Source organism: Marinobacter sp. bablab_jr003, assembly GCF_016464245.1.
Classification (GTDB): domain Bacteria; phylum Pseudomonadota; class Gammaproteobacteria; order Pseudomonadales; family Oleiphilaceae; genus Marinobacter; species Marinobacter vinifirmus.
The window spans coordinates 20,760-45,384 of the sequence record NZ_JADARC010000058.1 but is presented as its reverse complement, the minus strand read 5'-3'; the positions used below and the strand labels follow the sequence as shown (position 1 = coordinate 45,384).

At 59.0% G+C, this 24,625-nt stretch carries 24 protein-coding genes; 7 read left to right on the top strand and 17 right to left on the bottom strand.

The features are described 5' to 3' along the window. A partial coding sequence (locus H3Z84_RS16915; RefSeq protein WP_206768848.1) for a hypothetical protein occupies positions 1-289 on the top strand: 289 nt, incomplete at its 5' end. 115 nt (positions 290-404) lie between these two features. Here the strand turns inward: H3Z84_RS16915 and H3Z84_RS06560 are convergent. Continuing rightward, the gene (locus tag H3Z84_RS06560) at positions 405-1,013 is read right to left on the bottom strand and encodes a tRNA-(ms[2]io[6]A)-hydroxylase (protein ID WP_199456911.1); all 609 of its coding nucleotides are present in this window, start codon (positions 1,011-1,013) and stop codon (positions 405-407) included. 258 nt (positions 1,014-1,271) lie between these two features. Between H3Z84_RS06560 and H3Z84_RS06555 the strand changes: the two genes are divergently transcribed. Beyond that, positions 1,272-3,866, top strand: a complete 2,595-nt coding sequence (locus H3Z84_RS06555; protein WP_036219010.1) for a bifunctional aconitate hydratase 2/2-methylisocitrate dehydratase — start codon at positions 1,272-1,274, stop codon at positions 3,864-3,866. Between the two features lie 333 nt (positions 3,867-4,199). Here the strand turns inward: H3Z84_RS06555 and putP are convergent, their stop codons facing one another. The 12 genes from putP to H3Z84_RS06495 form a co-directional block, all read right to left on the bottom strand. Further along, entirely contained in the window at positions 4,200-5,690 is a 1,491-nt protein-coding gene (gene putP / locus H3Z84_RS06550) for a sodium/proline symporter PutP (protein WP_199456910.1), read from the bottom strand. Positions 5,691-5,992: 302 nt separating this feature from the next. Beyond that, entirely contained in the window at positions 5,993-6,772 is a 780-nt protein-coding gene (locus H3Z84_RS06545) for an AraC family transcriptional regulator (protein WP_199456909.1), read from the bottom strand. 68 nt (positions 6,773-6,840) lie between these two features. After that, positions 6,841-7,476 (bottom strand): dTMP kinase, encoded by a 636-nt coding sequence (gene tmk, locus H3Z84_RS06540; RefSeq protein ID WP_199456908.1) that lies wholly within the window; start codon positions 7,474-7,476, stop codon positions 6,841-6,843. Further along, positions 7,476-8,546: an endolytic transglycosylase MltG gene (mltG, locus tag H3Z84_RS06535; protein ID WP_022988067.1), complete on the bottom strand. Its 1,071-nt coding sequence runs from the start codon at positions 8,544-8,546 to the stop codon at positions 7,476-7,478. The genes tmk and mltG overlap by 1 nt, the downstream gene beginning before the upstream one ends. Further along, positions 8,546-9,358: an aminodeoxychorismate lyase gene (gene pabC, locus H3Z84_RS06530; protein ID WP_199456907.1), complete on the bottom strand. Its 813-nt coding sequence runs from the start codon at positions 9,356-9,358 to the stop codon at positions 8,546-8,548. Before pabC ends, mltG begins: the two co-directional genes overlap by 1 nt. A 7-nt stretch (positions 9,359-9,365) precedes the next feature. Then, positions 9,366-10,613: a beta-ketoacyl-ACP synthase II gene (gene fabF / locus H3Z84_RS06525; RefSeq protein ID WP_199456906.1), complete on the bottom strand. Its 1,248-nt coding sequence runs from the start codon at positions 10,611-10,613 to the stop codon at positions 9,366-9,368. 125 nt (positions 10,614-10,738) lie between these two features. Beyond that, positions 10,739-10,972, bottom strand: a complete 234-nt coding sequence (acpP, locus tag H3Z84_RS06520) for an acyl carrier protein (protein WP_022988070.1) — start codon at positions 10,970-10,972, stop codon at positions 10,739-10,741. A 131-nt stretch (positions 10,973-11,103) separates the two neighbouring features. Next, on the bottom strand, positions 11,104-11,847 hold the full coding sequence (gene fabG, locus H3Z84_RS06515) for a 3-oxoacyl-ACP reductase FabG (RefSeq protein WP_022988071.1): 744 nt from the start codon (positions 11,845-11,847) through the stop codon (positions 11,104-11,106). Between the two features lie 15 nt (positions 11,848-11,862). Further along, on the bottom strand, positions 11,863-12,801 hold the full coding sequence (gene fabD / locus H3Z84_RS06510) for an ACP S-malonyltransferase (RefSeq protein ID WP_199456905.1): 939 nt from the start codon (positions 12,799-12,801) through the stop codon (positions 11,863-11,865). A 122-nt stretch (positions 12,802-12,923) separates the two neighbouring features. Beyond that, positions 12,924-13,928 (bottom strand): phosphate acyltransferase PlsX, encoded by a 1,005-nt coding sequence (gene plsX / locus H3Z84_RS06505; RefSeq protein ID WP_022988073.1) that lies wholly within the window; start codon positions 13,926-13,928, stop codon positions 12,924-12,926. A gap of 43 nt (positions 13,929-13,971) precedes the next feature. Continuing rightward, positions 13,972-14,151, bottom strand: a complete 180-nt coding sequence (gene rpmF, locus H3Z84_RS06500; protein WP_022988074.1) for a 50S ribosomal protein L32 — start codon at positions 14,149-14,151, stop codon at positions 13,972-13,974. A gap of 30 nt (positions 14,152-14,181) precedes the next feature. After that, complete coding sequence (locus H3Z84_RS06495; protein ID WP_199456904.1) at positions 14,182-14,739, bottom strand: YceD family protein; 558 nt, start codon at positions 14,737-14,739, stop codon at positions 14,182-14,184. Between the two features lie 150 nt (positions 14,740-14,889). On the opposite strand from H3Z84_RS06495, the gene H3Z84_RS06490 reads away from it, so the two are divergent. Next, a complete protein-coding gene (locus H3Z84_RS06490; protein WP_199456903.1) occupies positions 14,890-15,486 on the top strand; it encodes a Maf family protein in 597 nt (198 codons plus the stop codon). A gap of 39 nt (positions 15,487-15,525) precedes the next feature. On the opposite strand, the gene H3Z84_RS06485 is transcribed toward H3Z84_RS06490, so the two are convergent. Genes H3Z84_RS06485 through rluC form a run of 3 tightly spaced genes read right to left on the bottom strand, consistent with a single transcriptional unit; the run spans position 15,526 to position 18,358 of the window. Continuing rightward, positions 15,526-16,590 (bottom strand): S49 family peptidase, encoded by a 1,065-nt coding sequence (locus tag H3Z84_RS06485; protein ID WP_199456902.1) that lies wholly within the window; start codon positions 16,588-16,590, stop codon positions 15,526-15,528. 38 nt (positions 16,591-16,628) lie between these two features. Further along, positions 16,629-17,276: an HAD family hydrolase gene (locus H3Z84_RS06480; RefSeq protein WP_058340096.1), complete on the bottom strand. Its 648-nt coding sequence runs from the start codon at positions 17,274-17,276 to the stop codon at positions 16,629-16,631. After that, complete coding sequence (rluC, locus tag H3Z84_RS06475) at positions 17,276-18,358, bottom strand: 23S rRNA pseudouridine(955/2504/2580) synthase RluC (RefSeq protein WP_199456901.1); 1,083 nt, start codon at positions 18,356-18,358, stop codon at positions 17,276-17,278. Before rluC ends, H3Z84_RS06480 begins: the two co-directional genes overlap by 1 nt. Positions 18,359-18,948: 590 nt before the next feature. On the opposite strand from rluC, the gene rne reads away from it, so the two are divergent. Both rne and H3Z84_RS06465 read left to right on the top strand, forming a co-directional pair. After that, positions 18,949-21,966, top strand: a complete 3,018-nt coding sequence (gene rne, locus H3Z84_RS06470) for a ribonuclease E (RefSeq protein WP_199456900.1) — start codon at positions 18,949-18,951, stop codon at positions 21,964-21,966. A 2-nt stretch (positions 21,967-21,968) separates the two neighbouring features. Further along, positions 21,969-22,511, top strand: coding sequence for a YecA family protein (locus tag H3Z84_RS06465; RefSeq protein ID WP_058340099.1), 543 nt, complete (start codon positions 21,969-21,971; stop codon positions 22,509-22,511). Here H3Z84_RS06465 and H3Z84_RS06460 read toward each other — a convergent pair. Next, positions 22,508-23,380, bottom strand: a complete 873-nt coding sequence (locus tag H3Z84_RS06460) for a PHP domain-containing protein (protein WP_022988083.1) — start codon at positions 23,378-23,380, stop codon at positions 22,508-22,510. The two genes, H3Z84_RS06465 and H3Z84_RS06460, sit on opposite strands and share 4 nt — an antisense overlap. Before the next feature lie 85 nt (positions 23,381-23,465). Between H3Z84_RS06460 and H3Z84_RS06455 the strand changes: the two genes are divergently transcribed. Together H3Z84_RS06455 and H3Z84_RS06450 are read left to right on the top strand one after the other, a co-directional pair. Next, positions 23,466-23,765, top strand: coding sequence for a YciI family protein (locus H3Z84_RS06455; RefSeq protein ID WP_058340100.1), 300 nt, complete (start codon positions 23,466-23,468; stop codon positions 23,763-23,765). A 121-nt stretch (positions 23,766-23,886) separates the two neighbouring features. Next, positions 23,887-24,552, top strand: a complete 666-nt coding sequence (locus tag H3Z84_RS06450; RefSeq protein WP_199456899.1) for a TIGR04211 family SH3 domain-containing protein — start codon at positions 23,887-23,889, stop codon at positions 24,550-24,552. Positions 24,553-24,625 lie beyond the last annotated feature (73 nt).

Below are 24,625 nucleotides of genomic sequence, written 5' to 3'. Positions count from 1 at the left end.
CAAAAGAGGTTTTTGCCAGGTCGATGCCGATCACGGTATTCTGATGCATGGTCTCCTCCTTAACTCTTGGATAGTGTCTGCAACCTCTATCCTGGCGCATTGCGACGCCGATTTGGAGTGGGGAGGAGACCATCCCATCTCTGAAAAACACGGAAAGAAAAGATTAAAGAATTTTTTGCCACTAAATCCACGAAAGGACACGAAAAGAAAAGCTTTAAAGATTTTTAGCCACGGACACTCACGGAATTACACGGACAACAACACAGAGAATTTTATCTGTTGTCAGTGAGCGTCCGTGAGTGTCCGTGGCAAAATAGTTCTTATTTTTTCGTGTTCTTTCGTGGATTTAGTGGCAAATCTTTTTCCTTTTCCGTGTCCTTCCGCGGATTCCGTGGCAAAAAATTTCAGTTAACCAAAGGCCCACTATGAAACCGGAACGCCGAATCCGGCTCTTCAATCAACTTCTGTTCAATAGCCATAAAATCCGCTACCCGCTCATCCACCGGGCCGCCGTTGGCCTGTACCGCCAGCTTCAGGTAATCCTGGTAATGCCGCGCTTCGGATTTCAGCAGGCTGTTGTAGAACTCCGCCAGCTTCTCATCCAGGTGCGGTGCCAGGGCTGCGAAGCGCTCGCAGGAGCGGGCCTCGATGATGGCACCGACAATCAGCACATCCACCAGGCGGCCCGGATCGTCCTTGCGCACGGCTTCGCGCAAGCCGGCGGCGTAGCGGGCCGGCGTCAGGTGGGTGTAGGCCACACCCCGCTTGTTCATGATCGCCAGCACCTGCTCGAAGTGCCGCAACTCTTCCCGGGCCAGGCGGGACATTTTGTTCAGCAGGTCGGTGTTGTCCACATACCGGTACATCAGGCTCAGGGCCGTGGAGGCTGCTTTCTTTTCGCAATGGGCGTGGTCAATCAGCATCAGGTCCTGGTTGGCCAGGGCATTCTCGATCCAGCGCGATGGCGTTCGGCAGGGCAGGAAATCGTGTATCTCTTGCAGGGCTTCGTTCATGGCTTTGCCAACGGTCCGGTTCAACAAGCGCGGGAGTATAACGCACCTAACAGAACTCTCCGACCTCTGTCCAACTTAACTTTATAAGGGCTTTCCTATAGAATGCAGCGCCAGATCAAGGAGTCTCTGAATAAATCCTGAAACCCCATCGGTGATTTGAGGCCTTATTCAGAGGCTCCTGCGGCCTTTTCGCCAAAAAACTCCCGCCGGGCACCACGCCCACAGCGCGGAACATTCCAACTGATGAGGGTCCATATCGTGTTAGAAGCCTATCGTGAACACGTTGCTGAACGTGAAGCCCTGGGTATCCCGCCCAAGCCCCTGAACCCCGAGCAGACTGCTGGTCTGATCGAGCTGCTGAAGAACCCGCCGGCCGGTGAAGAAGCCACCCTGGTTGACCTGCTGGAAAACCGCGTTCCGCCGGGAGTGGACGAAGCTGCTTACGTAAAAGCTGCGTTCCTGACCGCGATCGTTAAAGGCGAAGCTGCTTCCCCGCTGATCGACAAGAAGAAGGCTGTCCAGCTGCTGGGCATGATGCAGGGCGGCTACAACATCGCTACCCTGGTCGACCTTCTGGACGACAGCGAGCTGGCCGAACTGGCTGGTGAAGAACTCAAGCACACCCTGCTGATGTTCGACGCGTTCAACGACGTTAAAGAAAAGATGGACGCCGGCAACGCCGTTGCCAAGTCTGTTGTTGAGTCCTGGGCCAACGCCGAGTGGTTCACCAACAAGAACAAGGTTCCCGAAAGCACCAAGATGGTGGTGTTCAAGGTAACCGGCGAAACCAACACCGACGACCTGTCCCCGGCTCCGGATGCCTGGTCCCGCCCGGACATCCCGCTGCACGCCCGCGCCGCCTATAAGATGGAGCGCGACGGCCTGAAGCCGGAAGAGCCCGGCGTAACTGGCCCGATGAGCCAGATTGAAGAAATCAAATCCAAGGGCCTGCCGGTTGCCTTCGTAGGTGACGTAGTCGGTACCGGTTCTTCCCGTAAGTCTGCCACAAACTCTGTTCTGTGGTTCTTCGGTGACGACATCCCGGGCGTGCCGAACAAGCGTGCCGGCGGTGTGTGTATCGGTAACAAGGTTGCCCCGATTTTCTTCAACACCATGGAAGATGCCGGCGCCCTGGTTTTCGAAGCACCCGTAGACAACATGAACATGGGCGACGTGATCGAAATCCGCCCGTACGAAGGCAAGATCCTGAACGAAGCCGGCGAGACCATCTCCGAATTCAAGTTCAAGTCTGACGTCATCCTAGACGAAGTTCAGGCCGGCGGCCGTATCCCGCTGATCATCGGCCGTGGCCTGACCGCCAAGGCGCGTACTGCACTGGGCATGGGCCCGACAGACCTGTTCCGCCTGCCGAAAGATCCGGAAGCCGGCACCAAGGGCTTCACCCTGGGCCAGAAGATGGTCGGCAAGGCCTGCGGCCTGGAAGAAGGCCAGGGCGTGCGCCCGGGCACTTACTGCGAGCCGCACATGACCACCGTTGGTTCCCAGGATACCACTGGCCCAATGACCCGTGACGAGCTGAAAGACCTGGCGTGTCTGGGCTTCCAGGCTGACCTGGTTATGCAGTCTTTCTGCCACACCGCCGCTTATCCGAAGCCGGTTGACGTTGAAATGCAGCACACCATGCCGGACTTCATCCGCACCCGTGGCGGTGTTTCCCTGCGTCCGGGCGACGGTATCATCCACTCCTGGCTGAACCGCATGCTGCTGCCGGACACCGTGGGCACCGGTGGTGACTCCCACACCCGTTTCCCGATGGGCATCTCCTTCCCGGCCGGTTCTGGCCTGGTAGCGTTTGCGGCAGCCACCGGTGTTATGCCGCTGGATATGCCGGAATCCGTTCTGGTTCGCTTCAAAGGCGAAATGCAGCCGGGCATCACCCTGCGTGACCTGGTACATGCCATTCCGCTGTACGGCATCAAGAACGGCATGCTGACCGTTGAGAAGAAAGGCAAGATCAACGAGTTCTCTGGCCGCATCCTGGAAATCGAAGGTCTGGAGCACCTGACCGTTGAGCAGGCGTTCGAATTGTCTGACGCTTCTGCTGAGCGCTCTGCTGCCGGTTGTACCATCAACCTGTCTGAAGAGTCTGTTGCCGAGTACCTGCGCTCCAACATCGTGATGCTGCGCTGGATGATTGCCGAAGGTTACGGCGATCCGCGTACCCTGGAGCGTCGCGCCCAGCAGATGGAAGAGTGGCTGGCCAATCCGAAGCTGATGCGTGCTGATGCAGACGCAGAATACGCCCACGTGGTCGAAATCGACCTGGCCGACATCAAAGAGCCGATCGTGTGCTGCCCGAACGACCCTGACGATGCCAAGTTCCTGTCCGAAGTGGCTGGCGACAAGGTAGACGAAGTGTTCATCGGTTCCTGCATGACCAACATCGGTCACTTCCGCGCTGCCGGCAAGCTGCTTGAGCAGAACAAAGAGCCGCTCAAGACCCGTCTGTGGATGTCTCCGCCCACCAAGATGGACCAGCAGCAGCTGATGGAAGAAGGCTACTTCAACACCTACGGCACCGCCGGTGTTCGCACCGAGATGCCGGGCTGCTCCCTGTGCATGGGTAACCAGGCACGTGTAGCTGCCAAGTCTACGGTTCTGTCTACCTCTACCCGTAACTTCCCGAACCGTCTGGGCGATGGTGCCAACGTGTACCTGACCTCTGCGGAACTGGCAGCTGTGGGCGCGGTACTGGGCAAACTCCCGACTCCGGCGGAGTACATGGAGTACGCCAAGGACCTGAACAGCATGTCCAAAGAGATCTACAAGTATCTCAACTTCGACCAGATGGAAGAGTACACCCAGAAGGCATCTGAGGCTTCCGTAGCCTGAGATCCTCTGAGGTAGCTTTACCTCTGATCTGAAACGCCAGCCTTCGGGCTGGCGTTTTTTTATGCCCCAGGTTTACCCAAATAATTGTTTTTCAGGAAATCCGGTGCCGCTGTTACCGGCCCTAAACTCAGGCTCGGGAGTTTTGCCGGCCCCGCGGCGGGGGAGTCTTTTCTTCCGGGAAAAACAACTCGCTTCGCTCAGACATCTTTTTCCCTGCAGAAAAGGCTCCCCCACCCCGTGGCCAGCGCAGAACCATGTGTGGGTTTCAGGTACAAAAAAGGGCTCCCCTTGGGGAGCCCTTGTCAGAACACTGATGTGAATCAGTGGATTCTGTTACCGCTGGATATGCTGGTACTCACCAGAATCCTTGGTGGCCAGGCTGACCACTACGATGGCAATGAAGGCGGCAACGAAACCAGGGATGATTTCATATACGCCCGGGCCACCCATGAAGCTGCCATTCCAGCCCAGGGAGATCCAGATCATTACAGTCGCAGCACCCACGACCATACCGGCAATGGCACCGGCGCCGTTGGTGCGGGACCACATCAGGGACAGCAGGATCAGCGGGCCGAAGGCGGCACCGAAGCCTGCCCAGGCGTTACTGACCAGGGCCAGGACCTGTGAGTCCGGGTCAGAGGCGATAACTGCCGCTACCAGGCCAACGGCTACAACGCAGGCACGGCCGACGTTTACGCACTCTTTGTCGGTCGCTTCTTTGCGCAGGAACAGGCGGTAGAAGTCCTCAGTCAGTGAGGAAGACGATACCAGCAGCTGACTGGAGATGGTGCTCATGACCGCCGCCAGCAGGGCTGCGTAAAGGAAGCCGGTGATCAGCGGGTGGAACAGCAGGTCAGACAGGATGATGAAGATGGTTTCCGGGTCTGCGATGTCCATACCGTTACGAACGGCGTAGGCACGGCCGAAGATACCCAGTGAGATGGCACCGATCAGGGAGATACCCATCCAGCCCATACCGATGTTACGGGCGGTCGGAACGTCTTTCAGGGAGCGGATAGCCATAAAGCGCACAATGATATGCGGCTGGCCAAAGTAGCCAAGACCCCAGGTAACCGCTGACAGCCAACCGATAAAGGTCAGGCCTTCGGTCCAGGACAGCAGGGTCGGGTCGACGCTGTTCAGGGTTTCAGAAGCCTGGGCGAAGCCGCCACCGCCTTCACCGAACAGAACCACCGCCGGCATGATCACCAGTGCCAGCATCATGATGCAGCCCTGCACGAAGTCGGTCATGCTCACTGCCAGGAAACCGCCTACTACGGTGTAGGCCAGAACCACGCCGAGGGTGATTACAATACCCACTGCATAATCGCTCAGGCCGCCGAAGTTGAAGATGCCGGCAAAGGCACTTTCAAACAGCTTGCCGCCGGCAACCAGGCCGGATGCGGTATAAACCGCAAAGAAGATCACGATAACAATGGCAGACACGGTTCTCAGGGACAGAGCCTGAGTCGGGAACCGGTTTGCAAGGAAAGACGGGATGGTGATGGCGTTACCGTAGTGAACGGTTTGTTCCCGCAGGCGGGGTGCCACCAGAACCCAGTTAAAGAATGCGCCCACAAACAGGCCGATACCGATCCAGGCTGAAGCCAGACCGGATACATACAATGCCCCGGGCAGACCCAGAAGCAACCAGCCACTCATATCGGAAGCACCGGCAGACAGTGCCGCTACTTTCGGGCTGAGTGCCCGCCCACCGAGCATGTAATCTTCAGATGAAGACGTAGATCTCTGCATTGCATAAATGCCAATGGCAATCATGATTGCAAAGTACGCAAATAGACTGATCCAAACGCCAATAGCCATAAGGCTCCTCCGGTTTAAGTGAGTCGGACCTCGGTCCGCTCTCAGAGCACAGCGCCGGCACGCGGCCTGCGGACTGCACTGTTTTTCTTGTTTACCTGAAATCTTCCTGACTGGAGCGGGACTTACCCGCACGGATACTCCTTCACTATAGTCGACCGCCGCTGGTTTGCGACAATCGCCTACCCTGCTTCCGCAAGGCGGGAATACAGACGCTATAAGTTAGTATTACTACGGATTCCCGGCTTACAAAATCCTACGATTGTTTTGCACAATCCTACGGGACTGTCGGCTTTACGGGCAGATCAGGCTACCCGGTCACCAATCTGTAACCGGGACGGGGTCGTTCCCTTGTATTTGCGCAGGGCATTGGTAAGTGCGCTCTGGGAGGAAAAGCCGGTCCGGTAACTGATTTCAGACACCGAGAGGGACGTTGACGACAACAGGCGCACGGCCTGGTCGAGTCGGGTCTGTATCAGAAACTGATGCGGGGTAATGCCCGACACTTCTCGGAACACTTCGTGGAAACGGCTGGTACTCAGGCAGGCTTCCCGGGCCAGGTCCTGCACGGTGATCTTCCGGTGCAGGTTATCGACGATATACCGGCGAATGGCGTCCGGGCTGATGCTGTGCCGGCTGGCACGGGTGGCCTGCCCGTCTACAATCCGGTCGGCCATGGAATACAGGATACTGGCCGCAAGGTGCCGGTGCAGGGGTTCGTTATCCGGGGAGCGGTCGAATTCTCCGGCGGCAAACTGCACAAGGCCCTGCAGCCGGTTGTCCATCTGGATAGTGCGGGGCTTCTCGAAGACCCCGGCCATGCGTTCGTAGTCGGCATGGGCCGGGGAATCCAGGACAGGGCTCAGCGGGTCCAGGTTAATCACCAGCACGTGGTTCTCGTGGTCCCCGCAGTAGTCGTGCCGGGCTTCGGTTGGCACCAGGCAGGCTTTCCAGGTGTCCAGAAACGAACCCACGCCGTCGACACTCAGTTCGGCAGCGCCACGCACGCCCACCACAATCTGGTGATGTTCGTGATGGTGTTGGTGTGAATTGACCGGCAGTTTCAGAAGCTTTGCGTCAAGCATTCAAGCTGCACGCCTTTAATCGAGAATGTGTTGCAATTAAAGCAGATCGCGACAGAAAGTGCACGAAATCAACTATCAACGCGGGCAAGGGCCGACAGCAATGCCGTCACACTTTCCGAAACCTGCGCCAGGGGCAAGGCGGCATTCACAACATGGTATTGCATGGGTGCAGCGGTCGCCCGGGCCAGGTAGGTATCTCGAATCCGCTGGAAAAAGGCCAGCTCTTCCTGCTCGAACCGGTCCAGTTCGCCCCGTTTCTTTGCACGGGCCATGCCGGTTTCTACCGGTGCGTCCAGCAGGACAACATGGTCCGGCCGCACATCGCCCTGCACCAGGGTTTCCAGCAGCGCTATGCGTTCCTCAGGCACTCCCCTGCCCCCGCCCTGATAGGCGAAAGTGGCATCGGTAAAGCGGTCACACAGCACCCACTTGCCTGCGGCCAGGGCCGGCAGAATCCGGTTATGCAGGTGCTGGGCACGGGCGGCGAACATCAGCAGCAGTTCAGTAGTTTCATGCACCGGCTCTTCCCTGGGGGCCAGCAACAGCTCCCGGATCTTTTCCGCCATGGGCGTGCCACCCGGTTCGCGGGTAACCACCACATCAATTCCCAGCGATGTCAGCGTGTCTGCCGCGTTCTGCAACTGGGTGGATTTACCAACCCCCTCGGTGCCCTCAAAGGTAATAAAACGGCCTCTGGCAGCCATCAGTTTTCCTCGTTGTCATCTGCGCCGGCATCCGGTGCCGGGAAGGATCGGTAATCTTCTCTGCGGTTCAGCTGGAACTCCCGGACCGCTTTCTGGTGTTCGGCCAGGGTGCGGGAGAACGTGTGGCTGCCGTCACCACGGGCCACAAAGTACAGGGCGTCGCCGTCGTCCGGGTGCAAGGCGGCATGTACCGAATCCCGGCCGGGCAAGGCAATGGGCGTGGGTGGCAGGCCGTCAATCCGGTAGGTGTTATAGGGCGTGTAGGCGCGCAGGTCCCGGGTACGGATACGGCCATCGTAGCTGTCACCCATGCCGTAGATCACCGTCGGGTCGGTCTGCAGGCGCATGCCTTTCTGCAAGCGGCGCACAAACACACCGGCCACCTGCTGCCGCTCATAGGCTACACCGGTTTCCCGCTCGACAATCGAGGCCATGATCAATGCTTCGTAGGGGGAGCTATAGGGCAAGCCTTCTTCCCGGTTCTCCCACTCTTCTTCAAGGACAGCCGTCATCCGCTTATAGGCGCGTTTGAGGATATCCAGGTCGGTCTCGCTGCCACTGAACATGTAGGTATCCGGGAAGAACCAACCCTCAGGGTGTTGGCCTTCGGCGCCAACGGCTTCCATAACCTGCTCGTCAGTCCAGTCTGTGGTTTCTTTCCGGAGCCGTCTGGAGTTGGCCAAGGCGGTTCTCATGTCAGAGAAGGTCCAGCCCTCAATAAACTGGACGGACCAGAGTTTCACCTTGCCCTGTACCATGGTGTCGAGCATGGCCAGTGGCGTCATCCCCGGTTGAAGTTCGTAGTCACCGGCTTTGATACGGGTCTGTTCCGGGTTCAGGCGGCCGTATAGCTTTAACCAGAGCGGATCGCTGACCAGGCCGTCGTCCGACAGCTTCTGCGCCAGCCGGCCAAAGGAGGTGCCCTGCTCTACACTGAACAACACCGGCTCATCCAGGGCAACCGGTTGCTTCAGGGTCTGCAGGCCCTGCCATAGCCACAAACCGGCGCCAGCAGCCGCCAGGATCGCGAGAGCCACAATCAGAATCAGTAACTTCCTGAACACACGCATTATTCCAAAGTTGTGGAGAGACGGCAGATTGTCGCAAGGCACCGCTCTGCAGGCAAATCCTGGCCCGCCAGGTTGCGAACCCTCACTACCCCGAGCACGCTGTTGGTGAGGTACAGGCCCCGGCAAACTTCCGGCTGCAACTGTTCCCTGGTGATGGGTGCTTCCTGGAACGGCTCCCCGGCCTGCTGCAAGCGCTCGATAACCAGCTGGCGCATAACACCAGCCACGGCCACCGAATTCCCGGGGGGTGTTATCCAGCCTTCATCGGTGAGTACAAACAGATTGGTTCGGGTGCCCTCGACAATATGCCCTGCGGCATCTGCCATCAGCACCTCAAAGCAGTCACCGGAGAGCTCCCGGGCCGCCATCACCTGTTCCAGGCGATTGAGGGATTTGATACCGGCCAGCAAGGGATTGACCGTAAGGGGTACTGATGAGAACTCCACCACCACGCCGGCAGAATCGGGCATCGGCGGCGCATCGGAACAGGAAACCAGCAGGTTGGGCTCCATACCGCCCCCCGGGCGATAGCCTCTCCCACCCGCACCACGGGTCAGGATCAACTTCAGGATCCACACCTTCCCGGGGCTTCCGTAACGCTCAAGGGCTTCGCGGCTGGCCGCGAGCAGTTCGTCCTGACGCACCTCAATTCCCAGCCGGGCAGCATCCCGCACCAGTCGGGCCAGGTGGTAATCCAGCCAGGGGGCTGAGCTCCCTTCTGCACGAATGGTTTCAAACAGGCCATCGCCGTAGGCTAGGCCCCGGTCTGCCGCCGGCAAACCGGTTTCATCTGCCCAGAAGCGCTTTACCACAGAGGTCTCAGCCTTCGTAACGGCGGAAAATCAACGTACCGTTGGTACCGCCAAAGCCGAAGGAGTTAGACAGCGCTACCCGGGCATCGGATTTGCGGCTCTGATTGGCCACGAAGTCCAGGTCGCAACCTTCATCCGGGTTATCCAGGTTGATGGTTGGCGGCAGAATGCCGTCGCGCAGGGCCAGCACCGAGAAAATGGCCTCAACGGCACCGGCAGCGCCCAGCAGGTGGCCCGTCATGGACTTGGTGCTGCTCATGGCCAGCTTTTGCGCATGGCCACCAAATACCGATTTAACAGCAGCCACTTCGGCTACATCACCCACCAGGGTCGATGTGCCGTGGGCGTTGATGTAATCCACTTCTTCCGGCTTCAGGCCCGCATCCCGCAAGGCATTGGCCATGGACCGGGCAGCGCCGTCGCCGTCTGCAGGGGGTGCGGTAATGTGGTGGGCGTCATCGCTCATGCCAAAGCCGACCACTTCGCCGTAAATCGTCGCGCCACGGGCTTTTGCATGTTCCAGATCTTCCAGGACCAGCACGCCAGCCCCATCACTCAACACAAAGCCGTCGCGCTCCTTGTCCCAGGGGCGGCTGGCCTTTTCCGGCTCATCATTGCGGGTCGACAGGGCACGGGCGGAAGAGAATGCCGCAATGCCGGAACGGGTGGTGGCCATTTCGGCACCACCGGCCAGCATCACGTCAGCGTCGCCATAGGCGATGGTGCGGGCCGCATAGCCAATATTGTGGGTACCGGTGGTGCAGGCGGTCACAATGGCGATGTTCGGGCCTTTGTAGCCAAACCGGATAGCCGCATTACCGGAAATCATATTGATCACAGACGCCGGCACAAAGAACGGAGATACCTTGCGGGGGCCGGCCTTTTCCATCTGGATAATGTTCTTTTCGATGTACTCCAGGCCGCCAATACCGGAACCGATGGCAATGCCCACCCGCTCCTTGTCGAGCTTGTCGAACTGTTCCAGGCCACTGTCGTCCACCGCCTGCTGGGCGGCAATCAGGCCATAGTGAATGAAAGCGTCAAGCTTGCGGGCTTCTTTGGAAGACAGCCAGGGTTCGATATCCAGGTCCTTCACCGCCCCGCCGATACGCGTGCCGTATTCACTGGCATCGAACCGGTCGATCTGGCCAATGCCACTGCGCCCGGCACACACTGCGTTCCAGGAGGTACTGACATCGTTCCCTACCGGGGACAACATCCCCATGCCTGTAATGACAACCCGTCGCTTGCTCATAACCCCACTCACCTGAATATTCCGTGTCGTTTTTAACCGAAATGCTGATATTCAGCCAATAAAAAAGCCGTCCTTCAAGAAGCCTAAAGGACGGCTTTTAGCCTGGCTATCTGATCTACTGAGTATCAGGTATGCGCGACAATATAGTCGATTGCGTCCTGAACGGAGCCCAGCTTCTCAGCCTCTTCATCAGGAATTTCAGTTTCGAATTCCTCTTCCAGGGCCATAACCAGCTCAACAGTGTCCAGTGAGTCAGCGCCAAGATCCTCTACAAAAGAAGATGTGTTCTGAACTTCGGACTCTTTAACGCCCAGCTGCTCACAAACAATCTTCTTCACGCGCTCTTCAACTGTACTCATAATGTCCTCACTTTAGTGTCAACCAAGCAACTCAATGGCTGCCAGTTTAGTTTAAACCCTACCTGCAAACAAGCAGGGATTCAGTTAAACATGTTGTGCGACAAGGGGTTGCACTACAGCCCGAAACGGGCTTAACCCATGTACATGCCGCCATTCACATGAATGGTTTCTCCGGTAACGTAAGCTGCGCCCTCAGAGGCCAGGAAAGCCACCACAGAAGCTACTTCTTCCGGCTCGCCCAAACGCCCTGCCGGAATAATTTCCAGCATAGCGTCACGCTGCTTGTCGTCCAGTTTTTTGGTCATATCGGTGTCAATAAAACCGGGCGCTACACAGTTAGCGGTAATGCCACGGTTAGACATTTCTTTGGCCAGGCTGCGGGTGAAGCCCTCAACCCCGGCCTTGGCAGCGCAATAATTGCCCTGCCCCGGGTTGCCCATACCGGCAACCACGGAACTGATATTGATAATCCGGCCCCAGCGGGCCTTGGCCATACCACGCAAAACGGCCTTGCTGGTACGGTAAACACTGGAAAGGTTGGTTTCCAGCACAGACGTCCAGTCGTCGTCTTTCAAGCGCATCAACAGGTTATCACGGGTGATACCCGCATTGTTGACCAGGATCTGCGGAGCACCAGACTGTTCGGTCAGCTGCTTAAGGCCCGCCTCGATGCTGTCGGCATCGGCTACGTTCATCACAATACCGTAGCCCTTGAAGCCAGCAGACTTCAGGCCTTCGGTAATGGATTCAGCACCTTCAGCACTGGTAGCCGTGCCCACAACTTCCGCACCCTGCCGGGCCAGCTCATGGGCAATGGCCTTGCCAATCCCCCGGGTAGCACCGGTTACCAGTGCAACTTTGCCTTCCAAAGACATAAACAACTCCGTTTATCAGGACTGGCCAAACGCCTTCAGGGCGGCTGCCAGAGAATCGGGATCTTCGATGCTGTTCACCGCCAACTGGCGGTCAATGCGCTTGGCCAGCCCGGCCAGAACCTTGCCGGCACCACACTCAACCGACACGTTAACGCCCTCGGCAACCAACGCCCGCACAGAGTCTGTCCAAAGCACCGGAGAATACAACTGCTTCAGGAGGTTTGCCTTGAGCGTATCGGCATCTTTAACCACGGCTGCATTCACATTCTGAACCACCGGAATGACAGCATCGTTAAAGCGGACATCTTCCAGTGCTTCAGCCAGCTGCTCGGCAGCGCCTTTCATCAGGGAGCAGTGGGAAGGCACGCTCACCGGCAGCGGCATGGCCTTGCGGGCACCCTTTGCCTTGCAAACCTCAATTGCGCGCTCTACCGCCGCAGCGGAACCGGCAATCACCACCTGGCCGGGTGCGTTGAAGTTCACTGCTGCAACCACGTCGCCCTGGGCGGCTTCTTCACAGGCCGCAACCACATCGGCGTCCTCCAGGCCAAGGATAGCTGCCATCTTGCCTTCACCGGCAGGCACGGCATCCTGCATCAGCTCGCCGCGCAGTTGAACAAGCTTAACAGCTTCAATGAAGTCCAGGCTCTCAGCAGCCACCAGAGCGCTGTACTCACCCAGGCTGTGGCCAGCCACGAAGTCAGGGCGCGGACCTTCAGACACGCACCACTGGCGCCACAAGGCGACACTGGCGGTCAGCAACGCAGGCTGGGTTACCATGGTCTGATTCAGCTCTTCAGCCGGCCCATGCTGGCACAGGTGGGACAAGTCATAGCCCAGAACATTAGACGCTTCATCAAAGGTTTCACTGATCATAGGCCACGCCTCGGCAGCAGCAGAAAGCATGCCTACCGACTGGGAGCCTTGTCCGGGGAAAATAAACGCTGATTTCATGGGCGGAATCTTATCGTCATTGAAGGGTGGGTGGAGATTAGCCAATAGTACAACTCAGGCCAATTATCCGCGAATAAGGGCGCAAATGCGGGCAGACTTTAGTCTCAGCAGCCGTTGGCGACCTATAAAATCAGGTCATCGAGCCGTTCGTTGATGCGACGGGGCACTTCCAGCTCCACTTCGCGAACTGCCTGCCGGATTGCCGCCAGCATCGCACGCTCGTTGGCGTTGCCGTGGCTCTTGATAACGACTCCCTGAAGCCCCAGCAAACTGGCACCGTTATGCCGTGAAGGGTCCATCAGCTGCAACAGCCGGCCGATAATCGGCTTGGCCAGGAGCCCCACAAAGCGGCCCCAGAGCGAACGGGTAAACGCCTGCTCCAGCAGCTCAATCAACAACCCCGCAACACCTTCACCGGTCTTCAGGGCAATATTGCCTACAAAGCCGTCACACACTACAACATCGGCCACATCACGGAAAAGGTCGTTGCCCTCGACATACCCTATGTAGTTCAGAGTGTCGCACTGGGCAAGCATATGGGAGGCCAGGCGAACCTGTTCGTTGCCCTTGATCTCTTCCTCACCCACGTTCAGCAGGGCCACGCGAGGTTCGGCCAGGCTACAGATGGCGGTGGCCATCAGCGACCCCATCAAGGCGTACTGGTAGAGGTTTTCGGCGCTGGAATCCACGTTGGCGCCAAGGTCGAGCACGTGGCAGCGGCCCCGCAACGAGGGAACCAGCTTGGCAATGGCCGGCCGCTCAATGCCGGGATACATGCGGATAATAGATCGCCCGAAAGCCATCAACGCACCGGTATTTCCGGCACTGACACAGCCCTGGGCTTCGCCGTCGCGCACCAGGGAGAGCGCAATGGCCATAGAGGAGTTTTTCTTGTGTCGCAGCGCATGGGAAGGGCGCTCGTTCATGCGCACTACATCCGCCGCTTCAACAATGCGGATTCTGGCATGCCCATCACGCAACAAGGCCTCGAGCTCGCTCCGGATACCTACCAGAACGAGACTCAAGGCCTCATTTTCGCGCACTGCTTCCAGCGCTGCATGGACCACCACTGAAGCGCCACGATCACCGCTCATGGCATCAATGGCTATGGTGACTGGTTTACTCACCACGGGTCCATGCGACACAGGTCAGAAGAGTTTCCCGACGATCTTACTCGTCGCGAGCTTCAACAACCTGCTTGCCGCGGTAGAAACCGTCCGGAGATACGTGGTGACGACGATGTACTTCACCAGTAGTTGCGTCGGTGCTCAGAGCAGCAGTGCTCAGGGCATCGTGTGAACGGCGCATGCCGCGCTTGGAACGGGTCTTGCGATTTTGCTGTACAGCCATGATTATGCTCCTGACCTGATTACGAAAACGTTAGTGCTTGGTGTTCTTGAGGCCCGCCAGAACACTGAACGGGTTATCCTCGCGTTTCTTTGCCTCGGGCTTCTCGGCGGCCTGCTTTGGTTCCAGTGCTTCCAGTTCCTTGCTCGCCGGGCAATCCTGGCGTTCATGCAGGGGGAACGGCGGCAGAACCAGCAACAGTTCATCTTCCACCATGGCCCACAAATCTGCGTTGTAGTCTTCCATCGGGAAGGGTTCCAACGCCTTGGGCAATCTCTGAGCCTGCTCATCGTTGAGCACAAGCCCCAAATCAAAACGGGATTCCAGCGTTGTCTGCATGTTATTCATGCAACGCTGGCATTCCAGTATCACCGGTGCGGATACTTCACCCGACACCAACCGGCGACGTTCGCTATCCATATAAAAGGAAAGCTTAACGTGGCACTCGCTGCCTTCCGGCAACCCCGGAACCGCTTCGGAGAAACGAACAAGCCCCGCGAGCGGAATAACTCCCTCCAGGGTCGTGTTCTGCTCCGCCAACCGGTTAGGGTCTACGGATTTTGGCAGTTGAGCATTCGGTGCTTCAGACATAGGCGCGCAATTTTAGGGGCGAGACCGCCTGCTGTCAAAGACTTAATCGCTTTTAACCCACCCCTTCCCGTTTAAGTAGGGGTATTTTACGATAACCTCCGGCGTTTCCACCTGAATCACCGCACCATACACCGGAACCAGAAGGTATTCATGAACCAACCGCCCCTGCTGCTCGCCTCATCCTCCCCTTACCGCAAAGAGCTGCTGGCAAGGTTGGGGCTACCCTTTAACAGTGCGAGCCCGGACATTGATGAAACACCGGCTCCCGGCGAATCCGCCGAACAACTCGCGCTCCGGTTGGCCACCGGCAAGGCCCGGGCGCTGGCAGAACACTACCCGGACACAATCATCATCGGCTCCGACCAGGTGGCCACACTACCGGACGGCACCTTACTGAACAAACCCGGCAGCCACCGGAAGGCCCGGGAACAACTAGACCTCAGCAGCGGCAACAGCGTGAGATTCCTGACCGGGCTTGCAGTACTGGACACCCGCACCGGCACCCTGAAAACCCGGTGCGAACCTTTCGAGGTCCACTTCCGGGAACTGACAGCTGAAGAAATCGAAAACTACCTGAATAAGGAACAGCCCTACGACTGCGCCGGCAGCTTCAAGATGGAAGGGCTCGGTATTGCCCTGTTCCGAAGCATGGAAGGGCGAGACCCGAACAGCCTGATCGGCCTGCCACTGATTGCGCTGATCGACCTGCTCAGGGAACTGGGCGTTAATCCGCTGCTGCAGCCCTGATCAAGCCGGACCAGGACTGCTTCACCCGAAAAGCCTGGCTCAGCGAATCTCCAGGCGGGACTCCAGCATGCGGCTGACCACGCCCTCACCCACCGCAACACCAAGCTGGTCCACCAGTTCCTGGAACGGCGAACGGTTGCGACTGTAATCAACCAGTTTTTCTTCGCCCACCAGCTGGCGAGCCACCCAGGAGGTGCTACCCAGCCCGTCAATCAAGCCAAGCTCCAGCGCCTGCTCGCCGCTCCACACCAGGCCGGAGAACAATTCTTCGTTATCCGCCAGGCGGTCACCCCGGCCAGCCTTAACAGCTTCCACGAACTGCTTGTGGGTGTTTTCAAGCACGCTCTGCCAGAAGGCAACCTCGCCTTCACGCTCGGGTGAGAACGGATCCAGGAACGCCTTGTTTTCGCCAGCGGTATAAAGCCGCCGATCAACACCCAGCTTCTCCATCAGGCCGGTGAAACCGAAACCACCGGCAACCACGCCGATAGAACCCACCAGGCTTGCCCGGTTGGCGTAGATTTCATCAGCCGCCGCGGCAATGTAATAGGCACCCGAAGCCCCAATATCGGAAATCACCGCATACAGCTTTTTATCCGGGTACTCTTCCCGCAGGCGCTTGATCTCGTCGTAGACATACCCGGACTGCACCGGGCTGCCACCCGGGCTGTTGATGCGCAGCACAACCGCCCTGGAGTTCTCGGCCTCGAAAGCCGAGCGCAGCGCACCCACCAGGTTGTCGGCACTGGCCAGCTCATCCGCCGCAATGGTGCCATTCACTTCTACCAATGCCGTGTGGGCACCGGTGGCACCCGCCATGCCATCACCGATAGGAGACCGGATCAGGAACAGCAACGCGAACAGGTAACCGAAGGTCAGAAACTTGAAAAAGATGCCCCAGCGCCGGCTGCGTCGCTGCTCCGCCTGCAACGACATCACCAGCTTCTCGATCAGCCGCCAGTCCCGGCCAGACTCCGGCGGCATAGCCGGCTGCTTCCTGCCAAACCAGCCTTTCTTACCGGAAGACGCACCCTGCCCCTTTTCTTCAGGTTGCGCCGGCTCATCGCCCCAGCCGGGCTGCTTGTCCGAATCCCACTCGCTCATCCGCTATCCCTTAACCGATCAATGCGGTAACAAAACCATTAAAGCCCCAGAACCCGACGCAATTCGTCTACCGACGTGACGACCGCGTGGGGGTCGTATTCCTGCAGCACATCCCGCTGGTGCACACCCCACTCAACGCCAATGGACGGCATACCGATACGCCGGGCCATATCCAGGTCGTAGCGGGTATCACCAATCATCACCGCCTCTTCCGGCTCATAGCCGTAGAACGCCAGGATCTCCTCCAGCATCAGCGGATCCGGCTTGGAACGGGTTTCGTCCGCACACCGGGTGATATCGAAGTGCGGGCCCAAGCCACTGGAGGTCAGGGCCCTCGCCAGGCCGCGCCGGCTTTTGCCGGTCGCCACAGAGCAGCCGCGCCCGGAACGCCGGATATCGGTAACCACGTCAGCCATACCGTCAAATACGTTCTGCGGGGTGGTCACCTTCTGGAAGAAATACCCTGCGTAACCATCGCGGATGCGCTGCATTTCGTCGCGGGTCAGCCCCGGATACAGTTTTTCCAGTGCCTCGATCATGCCCAGGCCGATGATATCCCGATAGGCCTCACGCTCCAGTTCCGGATACCCAAGCTCGGTGGCGGCCTGGTGCAGGCTGTCAGCAATGTGGTCTACGGAATCAATCAAGGTTCCGTCCCAGTCAAAAATCACTACTTTTACATTCATCAGAACTTACCTTTACTGCGACGGGCAAGCGCATCAACCAGCTTGCCGAAAGGGGTATCATACGGAGCTTCCAGCCGCATTGCTTCACCGGAACCGGGCAATGTGAACTCCAGTGCCCGGGCGTGCAGCATCAACCGTTCACCACCCACGGCCCGGAACGCCTTCAGGCTGGCGTCATCCATATACTTGTCGTCTCCGGCAATCGGGTGGCCCGCCCAGGCACAATGTACGCGAATCTGGTGGGTACGGCCGGTAACCGGCGAAGCCTCAACCAGCGAATAACCCTCAAACCGCTGCAAACACCGATACAGCGTGAGCGATTCCTTGCCCTCGCCACTCACCTTCACCCGGCGCTCGCCGTTAGGCATCTCGTAACGCAACAGCGGCTCGGCCACCCGCGCCAGCTTTTCCGGCCAGGTGCCCGCCACCAGCGCATGGTAGTGTTTACGTATCCGCTTGTGGCGCAGTTCATCCTGCAGAAAACGCAGGGCTGATCGTTTCTTCGCCACCATCACCAGCCCGGAAGTATCACGGTCAAGCCGGTGCACCAGTTCCAGGAACTTCGCCTGTGGCCGGGAAGAACGGAGCACTTCGATCAGCCCGAAGCTCAAACCGCTGCCGCCGTGCACGGCAATACCGGAGGGTTTGTTCACCACCAGCATATCGTCGTTTTCAAACACCACGGCTGCTTCCATGACGCCCTGCACCCGGTCACCGGGCTTTGGCTGCTCCGCTTTCGCCTGCTGCACCATGGGCGGAATACGTACCACATCACCGGCCTGCAAGCGGGTATCCGGCTTCACGCGCCCTTTATTAACCCGCACCTCGCCCTTGCGGACAATCCGGTACACCGTGCTTTTGGGCACACCCCGCAAGCGGGCCATCAGAAAGTTATCCACCCGCTGGCCGGCCATATCCTCATCTACGCTGATCCATTGCACCCCCTTCTGCACCGTGCGCTCCGCCGGCGCGGCAGCCGGCGCAGGTGCCGCAGCCCTGCCCTGCCCTGCCCGGGAAGAGCCCGGCCGGCCCGGTTTGCCAGCCCTGGACGGCTTGTTACGGGAACCAGAATTACGCGCCATGGGAAACCTTTTGCGGTGGATGAATGCAGGATTGAATGATCAGCCCTTTACTGTTATATTCCGGCGTGCTCTGCCGTTTGTCTACGGCCTGACGAACTCTGGTCAGAAGCCGGAGCGGCAGCAGTATACCGACACTGATTAAGAGATTGAACGCCGCAAGCCCAATCATTACCGGGCACGGCGGGAGACAAACTTCCGGACTCACAGGCCAGACCCAGAGAGGCTGCACCTGACCGGGAGCTGAAACAACCGAACGGAAAACCGTCGGGCGACATCGCGAAGAATCATTGCCACGCGAACCCGGGCCGTCTGCAAACCAATACGACGTGAGACCCAGGAGTTTGTGTGAACCTGAAAACGGATATTATGCGTCAACAGACACTCAACCTGAACGAACTCTCCCTGCCCACAGGCAGGCGAATCACAGGCGGTGGTCTCAGACTTACAGGATCTCACCCCATAAGGGTATGATCCGTCTGGCCGCCGGCCCCTCCCTGCTGTAACAGGGCCTGCGGCACGCACATCCTGCTTCGCTGATGCGAACCCTCCGGTTTTCTGTCACTAACAAACGACAGGAACCCTTTCTTTCCATGAAAAGAATGCTGATCAATGCAACTCACCCCGAGGAGTTGCGCGTAGCGCTTGTAGACGGCCAACGGCTGTTTGACCTGGATATCGAATCCAGCACCCGCGAACAGAAAAAATCCAACATTTACAAAGGCCGCATCACCCGCGTAGAGCCCAGCCTGGAAGCTGCCTTTGTCGACTTCGGCGCCGACCGCCACGGCTTCCTTCCCCTGAAGGAAATCTCCAAGGAATACTTCAAGAAATCCCCGGGCCAGATCGAAGGCAAGATCAACATCAAGGATGTGGTCTCCGAAGGCCAGGAAGTCATCGTACAGGTCGATAAAGAAGAGCGTGGCAACAAGGGCGCAGCCCTGACCACCTTCATCTCCCTGGCCGGTCGCTACCTGGTGCTAATGCCGAACAACCCCCGTGCCGGCGGCATTTCCCGCCGTATCGAAGGTGAAGAGCGGGCCCAGCTGAAAGAAGCCATGAACGGCGTCCAGGTGCCCAAGTCTATGGGCATCATTGTGCGTACTGCCGGCATCGGCCGTACCACCGAAGAGCTCCAGTGGGACCTCGACTACCTGGTGCAGTTCTGGGAAGCCATTACCCAGGCGGCCGGTGAGCGCAAGGCTCCGTTCCTGATTCACCAGGAAAGCAACGTGATCATCCGCGCCGTGCGCGACTACCTCCGCCAGGACATCGGCGAAGTCCTGATCGACGCCGAAAGCGTGTACGAAGACGTCCTGAGCTTCGTTCGCGCCGTCATGCCCACCTTCGAAAACAAGATCAAGCTGTACAAGGATGAAATCCCACTGTTCAGCCGTTACCAGATTGAAGGCCAGATTGAGACCGCATTCCAGCGCGAAGTAAAACTGCCGTCTGGCGGCTCCATCGTGATCGATCCGACCGAAGCGCTGGTATCCATCGACATCAACTCCTCCCGGGCCACCAAGGGCCACGATATCGAGGAGACTGCCCTGCAGACCAACCTGGAAGCGGCCGAAGAGATCGCCCGCCAGTTGCGCCTGCGCGACATGGGTGGCCTGATCGTGATCGATTTCATCGACATGACCCCGGCCAAGCACCAGCGTGAAGTCGAGCATAAAATGCGTGAAGCCCTGGAAATCGACCGGGCCCGCGTTCAGGTTGGCAAGATCTCCCGCTTCGGCCTGCTGGAAATGTCACGGCAGCGCCTGCGCCCGTCTCTGGGTGAAACCCGCAGTGAAGTGTGCCCTCGCTGTGAAGGCCAGGGCACCATCCGGGGTATCGAATCCCTGGCCCTGAGCATCATGCGCCTGATCTACGAAGAGTCTTCTAAGGAAAAAACCGCCGAAGTCCGCGCCATGGTGCCGGTCTCTGTGGCCACCTTCCTGCTCAACGAGAAGCGCAAGCAGCTGGCCGATATCGAAGCCCGCCAGGGAGTCTCTGTTGTGGTTGCCCCGGTGCCCAACATGGAAACCCCGCACTTCGAAATCATTCGCCTGCGCCAGGATGAAGCCACCCCGGAACACGTTTCCAGCCACCAGGTTGCCCAGCAGTACAACGAGCGCGAGGAAGAAGCCGTTGTTGAAATGCCCGGCACCGAAAAGCCGGTACGCGAACAGGCCGCTGTAAAAGCCATTCGCCCGGCGGCTCCTGCGCCCACTCCGGCAGCGGCGCCAGCCAGCCAGGAAGCCAGCGAGCAGGAAGAAGGCCTGTTCCGCAAACTGGGCAAGAAAATTGCCTGTTTCTTCCGCGGCGACCAGCCGGAAAGCGAAGGCACCACCAACCAGCGCAGCACCACCCGCGAGCGTACTGACGACCGTCGGCCCCAGGCCCGCCAGGATCGCCGGAAAACCCGCGTAGCCCGTGATGATCAGCGCAGTGGCGGTGGCAGCAGTAACCGCAACGGCAACGATCGCCGTCAGGGCGGTTCCCAGAACCGCAGCGACGACAACCGCAGCCGTAACCGCAACAACCGGAGCGATGACCAATCCCGCAGCAGCGGCAGTCGCCAGGGTCAGCAGGACAAGTCTGCCGACAACAAAGGCGCGGATAACCGCGGAAACGACAACCGTCGCGATAACCGCCGGGATTCCCAGAACCGCAGCCAGAACCGTAACCGTCCGCAGCGGGATCCGAAGGACCAGAAGGACCAGAAGGAAACCCGCGACCAGGCTGACAACCAGCAGCCCCAGCAGGCCAGCGACAAGCCGGCAGCCGATGACAAGCGCCGCAAGCCGCGTCGTCAGCGTAACCGGGACGGTTCTCCGGCCGAGGCTCCGGTGTCTACTCCGGCTGAGCGTAAAGCCGAGCGTAGCGAAAAGCACCAGAAAGACACCCAGCCGGAAAAAGCCGTCGAGCAGGATACTGCCGAGGTGAAAAAAGCTGAGGTAGCCAAGGCCGAGGTAAAGCAAGAGGTTGCCAAGCAGCCCGAGAAGGCTCCGGCGGCTGAAGAAACCAAGCCTGCAGAGCCCAAGGCTGAAGAGACCAAGCCAGAAGCGGAAAAGGCTGAGGCGAAAGCTGAGCAGACTGAAAGCACCGAAGCCAAGGCCGAGGACAAAGCGGAAGCCAAGGTCGAGGAAAAGCCTCAAGCCAGCGAAGACAAGCCGGCCCGCAAACCACGCTCCGGCGGCCGCCCGCGCAAGCCCAAGGCTGCAGAAAAAGCAGAGAAGGCAGACAAGGCAGACAAGGCAGACAAGGCGGATAACGCTGACAAGCCGGAACAAGCCGACAAGGCAGAAACGGCTCCGGAAGCCACCAGCAAGCCGGCTGAAGCGGCTGAGCCTGCCAAGGCTCCTGAAGCGAGAAGCGAGCCCAAGGCTGAGGAAAAGGCTGAAGCCAAGCCTGAGCCCAAGCCTGAAGTGAAGGCCGAAGAAAAGCCGGAAGCAAAGGCCGAGAAGGCGGAAGAGCCAGCTCCCGAAGCCCGGGCCAAGCCGGAAGACGTACCGGTAACTCCGGGCCGCGCTTACAATGATCCAAGAGAGGTCCGCAAGCGTCAGCGAGCGGCCGAAGAAGCTAAAAAGGCCGATGCTGAAAAGCAGGCCGGGAGTAATTGATTATGCTGACCAATTCGGACATCGAAGCGCTGGAAGACATCCTCTTCGCCGAGCCCTGGGGTGACGACGCCCTGGACTTCTTCGGACTGCACGGGGTGGTATGCGCCAGCGTCGTTGGCCCGGTCAGCCTCGGGGCGGAAGATATCTTCCGCCTTGCCACCGGCGCAGATAACCTGCCCGATGGCGGGGTACCCGAGATCTTCGCTCACTGCGTGAACGAACTCTCCAGGGAAATGGCCCACCTGCTGGATATGGGCCAGTCGCTGGAACTCCCGGAGCCGGAAGACGGCGACCCCATGAACGCACTGGAAAACTGGTGCGCAGGGTTCGTAGACACCTTCCTGGATCACGAGGAAGAATGGCTCGAAGCCGCCGGTGAAGAAGAAGTGGCAGACCTGATGGTGCCCATGCTGACACTGTCTGGCCTGTTCGACGATGAAGACTTCCAGAAAGTCCGCAACGACGAGAAACTGGCCAGCCGGATGGCAGAAGCCATCCCGGATTCACTGACCGACTTGTACCTGCTGTTCCACGCGCCGGATTAAACCCCGGCGCTGACCGGCTGCTTGAAATGATGCCAGACGGGCTCCAGCCCCTCTGGCATTTTTGTTATCTTGCCCAGCTCGCACCAGGGCGCACCGGGAAAGTGGAAATCACTGCCCTGCGACGCCAACAGCTTCTCCCGCCTGGCCAGTTCCGCCACAAAGCCCAGGTCACCACTGGACTGCCCGGAAACAGACACCTCGATACCTCGCCCCCCGGCTCTGCGGAAATCCGCCGTCAGCTCCCGCAACTTGGTCGCGGTCAGCTTGTACTTGCGGGGATGAGCCAGCACAGAGATGCCCCCGGCTCGTTCAATCCAGCCAACCACCTCGTCCAGTTCCGGCCAGCAGGCCTTCACATCACCCGGCTTGCCGGTACCCAGATAGCGCTTGAAGGCGGCATCCATTCTGGATACTACACCTTCATCAATAAGCACCCGGGCAAAGTGGGGGCGGCCCGGAACATCCCCACCGGCATGGGCGGTGGCCTTTTCCAGTAATCCATCCACTTTCAGCTTGGACAGCTTGTCGGCGATCAACCGGGCACGCTGCCAGCGGTTGTCATGCTGGCGCGCCAGCGCTGCCAGGAAATCGGCATCCTCGTGATCAAAATCCAGCCCGACGATATGAATGGTCTGGCTGCGCCATACGCAGGACAGCTCAGTGCCGTTAACCAGTGTCATCCCGTGCCCTGCAGCCGCCTGTCGCGCCGGCTCCAGGCCGTTGATCGTATCGTGGTCAGTCAGGGCCAGGTGGGTAACGCCCTGCTCTGCCGCGCGCTGAACCAGCTCCTCGGGAGCCAATGCGCCATCCGACGCGGTGCTGTGGCAATGCAGGTCGATGCATGGATTCTGGTGTTGGGGTATAGTCACGGGCATTCCTGTCATAAAACGTGGCCACAGTGTATCAGCCTTGGCCTGCGGGCCGTTACCCCGGCCCACGATAACCGGAGCACCCATGTATTACGCCATTATCAGTGAAGACATCCCGGACAGCCTGGCCCTGCGCAAACAGGCGCGCCCGGCCCACCTGGCCCGGCTTGAAGACCTCAAAAACCAGGGCCGCCTGCTGGTTGCCGGCCCGCACCCGGCCATCGACTCACCGGAACCGGGCGATTCCGGCTTTACCGGCAGCCTGGTAATTGCCGAGTTTGAATCCCTTGAGCAGGCACAGGCCTGGGCCGATGCCGACCCGTATGTGGATGCCGGTGTTTACAAGGAAGTGAAAGTGAAGCCCTACAAGGTCGCCCTGCCCTGAGCAGCATGAGCGGATTGTAACCCTCGGGCGCTTTTGAACCACGGCCATCCTGTGACAAAATTGGCGCCTTGATTTTCAGGCAAACTAAAGCAACAACCGTCAAACTCAGGGAAACCCGCCCGTGACACCGTTTCGTTTATTTCTCAGCTTACTGCTTATCATCAGCTCGGTTGCCGTGGCCCAGGCCCGAACGGTTTGGGTAGACGACAAAGTTTACCTGCCTGTCCGCACCGGCGCCGGCTCCCAGTTCCGCATTATCGAGAACGCAGTCAGCGGCACCCGCATGGAAGTGCTCGAAACCGGAGACGGCTACACCCGGGTACGCACCTCCAAGGGTAACGAAGGCTGGGTAGCCAGCCAGTATCTGAGCAACCAGCCTATCGCCGAAGACCGCCTGCAACAGGCAACCCGAGACCTTGAAACCGCCCGGACAGAACTGGCCCAGGCCCGGGAACAGCTCAATGCCGTTACCTCCGAGCGCGACGAACTGGAGAGTGCCGAAAGCAACCTGTCCAGCCGGTCCCAGCAACTGCAGACAGAACTGGAGCGCATCAAGAACATCGCCGCCGACTCCATCAACCTGGAGCGCCGCAACCGGGAGCTGCTGGAAGACAACCAGAAACTGCGTAACGACCTGGAAGTACTGACCGCCGAAAACGAGCGCCTGGAAGCCGGCAAAGAATCCGACTTCATGCTGCTGGGCGCAGGCCTGGTGTTTGCCGGCGTGCTGCTGGCACTTCTGGTGCCCATGCTCAAGCCTACCCGCAAGACCGACAACTGGGCCTGATCACCGGCCCTTCAAGTTCCAGTCCTGCAAACAAAAACGGCGGCCAGATGGCCGCCGTTTTTAGTTTTGCTTC

Coding starts and splice junctions, on each gene's coding strand:
- H3Z84_RS06560 (WP_199456911.1), bottom strand. CDS start 1,013: ATGAACGAAGCCCTGCAAGAGATACACGATTTCCTGCCCTGCCGAACG.
- putP (WP_199456910.1), bottom strand. CDS start 5,690: ATGGCTATTGGCGTTTGGATCAGTCTATTTGCGTACTTTGCAATCATG.
- H3Z84_RS06545 (WP_199456909.1), bottom strand. CDS start 6,772: ATGCTTGACGCAAAGCTTCTGAAACTGCCGGTCAATTCACACCAACAC.
- tmk (WP_199456908.1), bottom strand. CDS start 7,476: ATGGCTGCCAGAGGCCGTTTTATTACCTTTGAGGGCACCGAGGGGGTT.
- mltG (WP_022988067.1), bottom strand. CDS start 8,546: ATGCGTGTGTTCAGGAAGTTACTGATTCTGATTGTGGCTCTCGCGATC.
- fabF (WP_199456906.1), bottom strand. CDS start 10,613: ATGAGCAAGCGACGGGTTGTCATTACAGGCATGGGGATGTTGTCCCCG.
- acpP (WP_022988070.1), bottom strand. CDS start 10,972: ATGAGTACAGTTGAAGAGCGCGTGAAGAAGATTGTTTGTGAGCAGCTG.
- fabG (WP_022988071.1), bottom strand. CDS start 11,847: ATGTCTTTGGAAGGCAAAGTTGCACTGGTAACCGGTGCTACCCGGGGG.
- fabD (WP_199456905.1), bottom strand. CDS start 12,801: ATGAAATCAGCGTTTATTTTCCCCGGACAAGGCTCCCAGTCGGTAGGC.
- rpmF (WP_022988074.1), bottom strand. CDS start 14,151: ATGGCTGTACAGCAAAATCGCAAGACCCGTTCCAAGCGCGGCATGCGC.
- H3Z84_RS06495 (WP_199456904.1), bottom strand. CDS start 14,739: ATGTCTGAAGCACCGAATGCTCAACTGCCAAAATCCGTAGACCCTAAC.
- H3Z84_RS06490 (WP_199456903.1), top strand. CDS start 14,890: ATGAACCAACCGCCCCTGCTGCTCGCCTCATCCTCCCCTTACCGCAAA.
- H3Z84_RS06485 (WP_199456902.1), bottom strand. CDS start 16,590: ATGAGCGAGTGGGATTCGGACAAGCAGCCCGGCTGGGGCGATGAGCCG.
- H3Z84_RS06480 (WP_058340096.1), bottom strand. CDS start 17,276: ATGAATGTAAAAGTAGTGATTTTTGACTGGGACGGAACCTTGATTGAT.
- rluC (WP_199456901.1), bottom strand. CDS start 18,358: ATGGCGCGTAATTCTGGTTCCCGTAACAAGCCGTCCAGGGCTGGCAAA.
- rne (WP_199456900.1), top strand. CDS start 18,949: ATGAAAAGAATGCTGATCAATGCAACTCACCCCGAGGAGTTGCGCGTA.
- H3Z84_RS06465 (WP_058340099.1), top strand. CDS start 21,969: ATGCTGACCAATTCGGACATCGAAGCGCTGGAAGACATCCTCTTCGCC.
- H3Z84_RS06455 (WP_058340100.1), top strand. CDS start 23,466: ATGTATTACGCCATTATCAGTGAAGACATCCCGGACAGCCTGGCCCTG.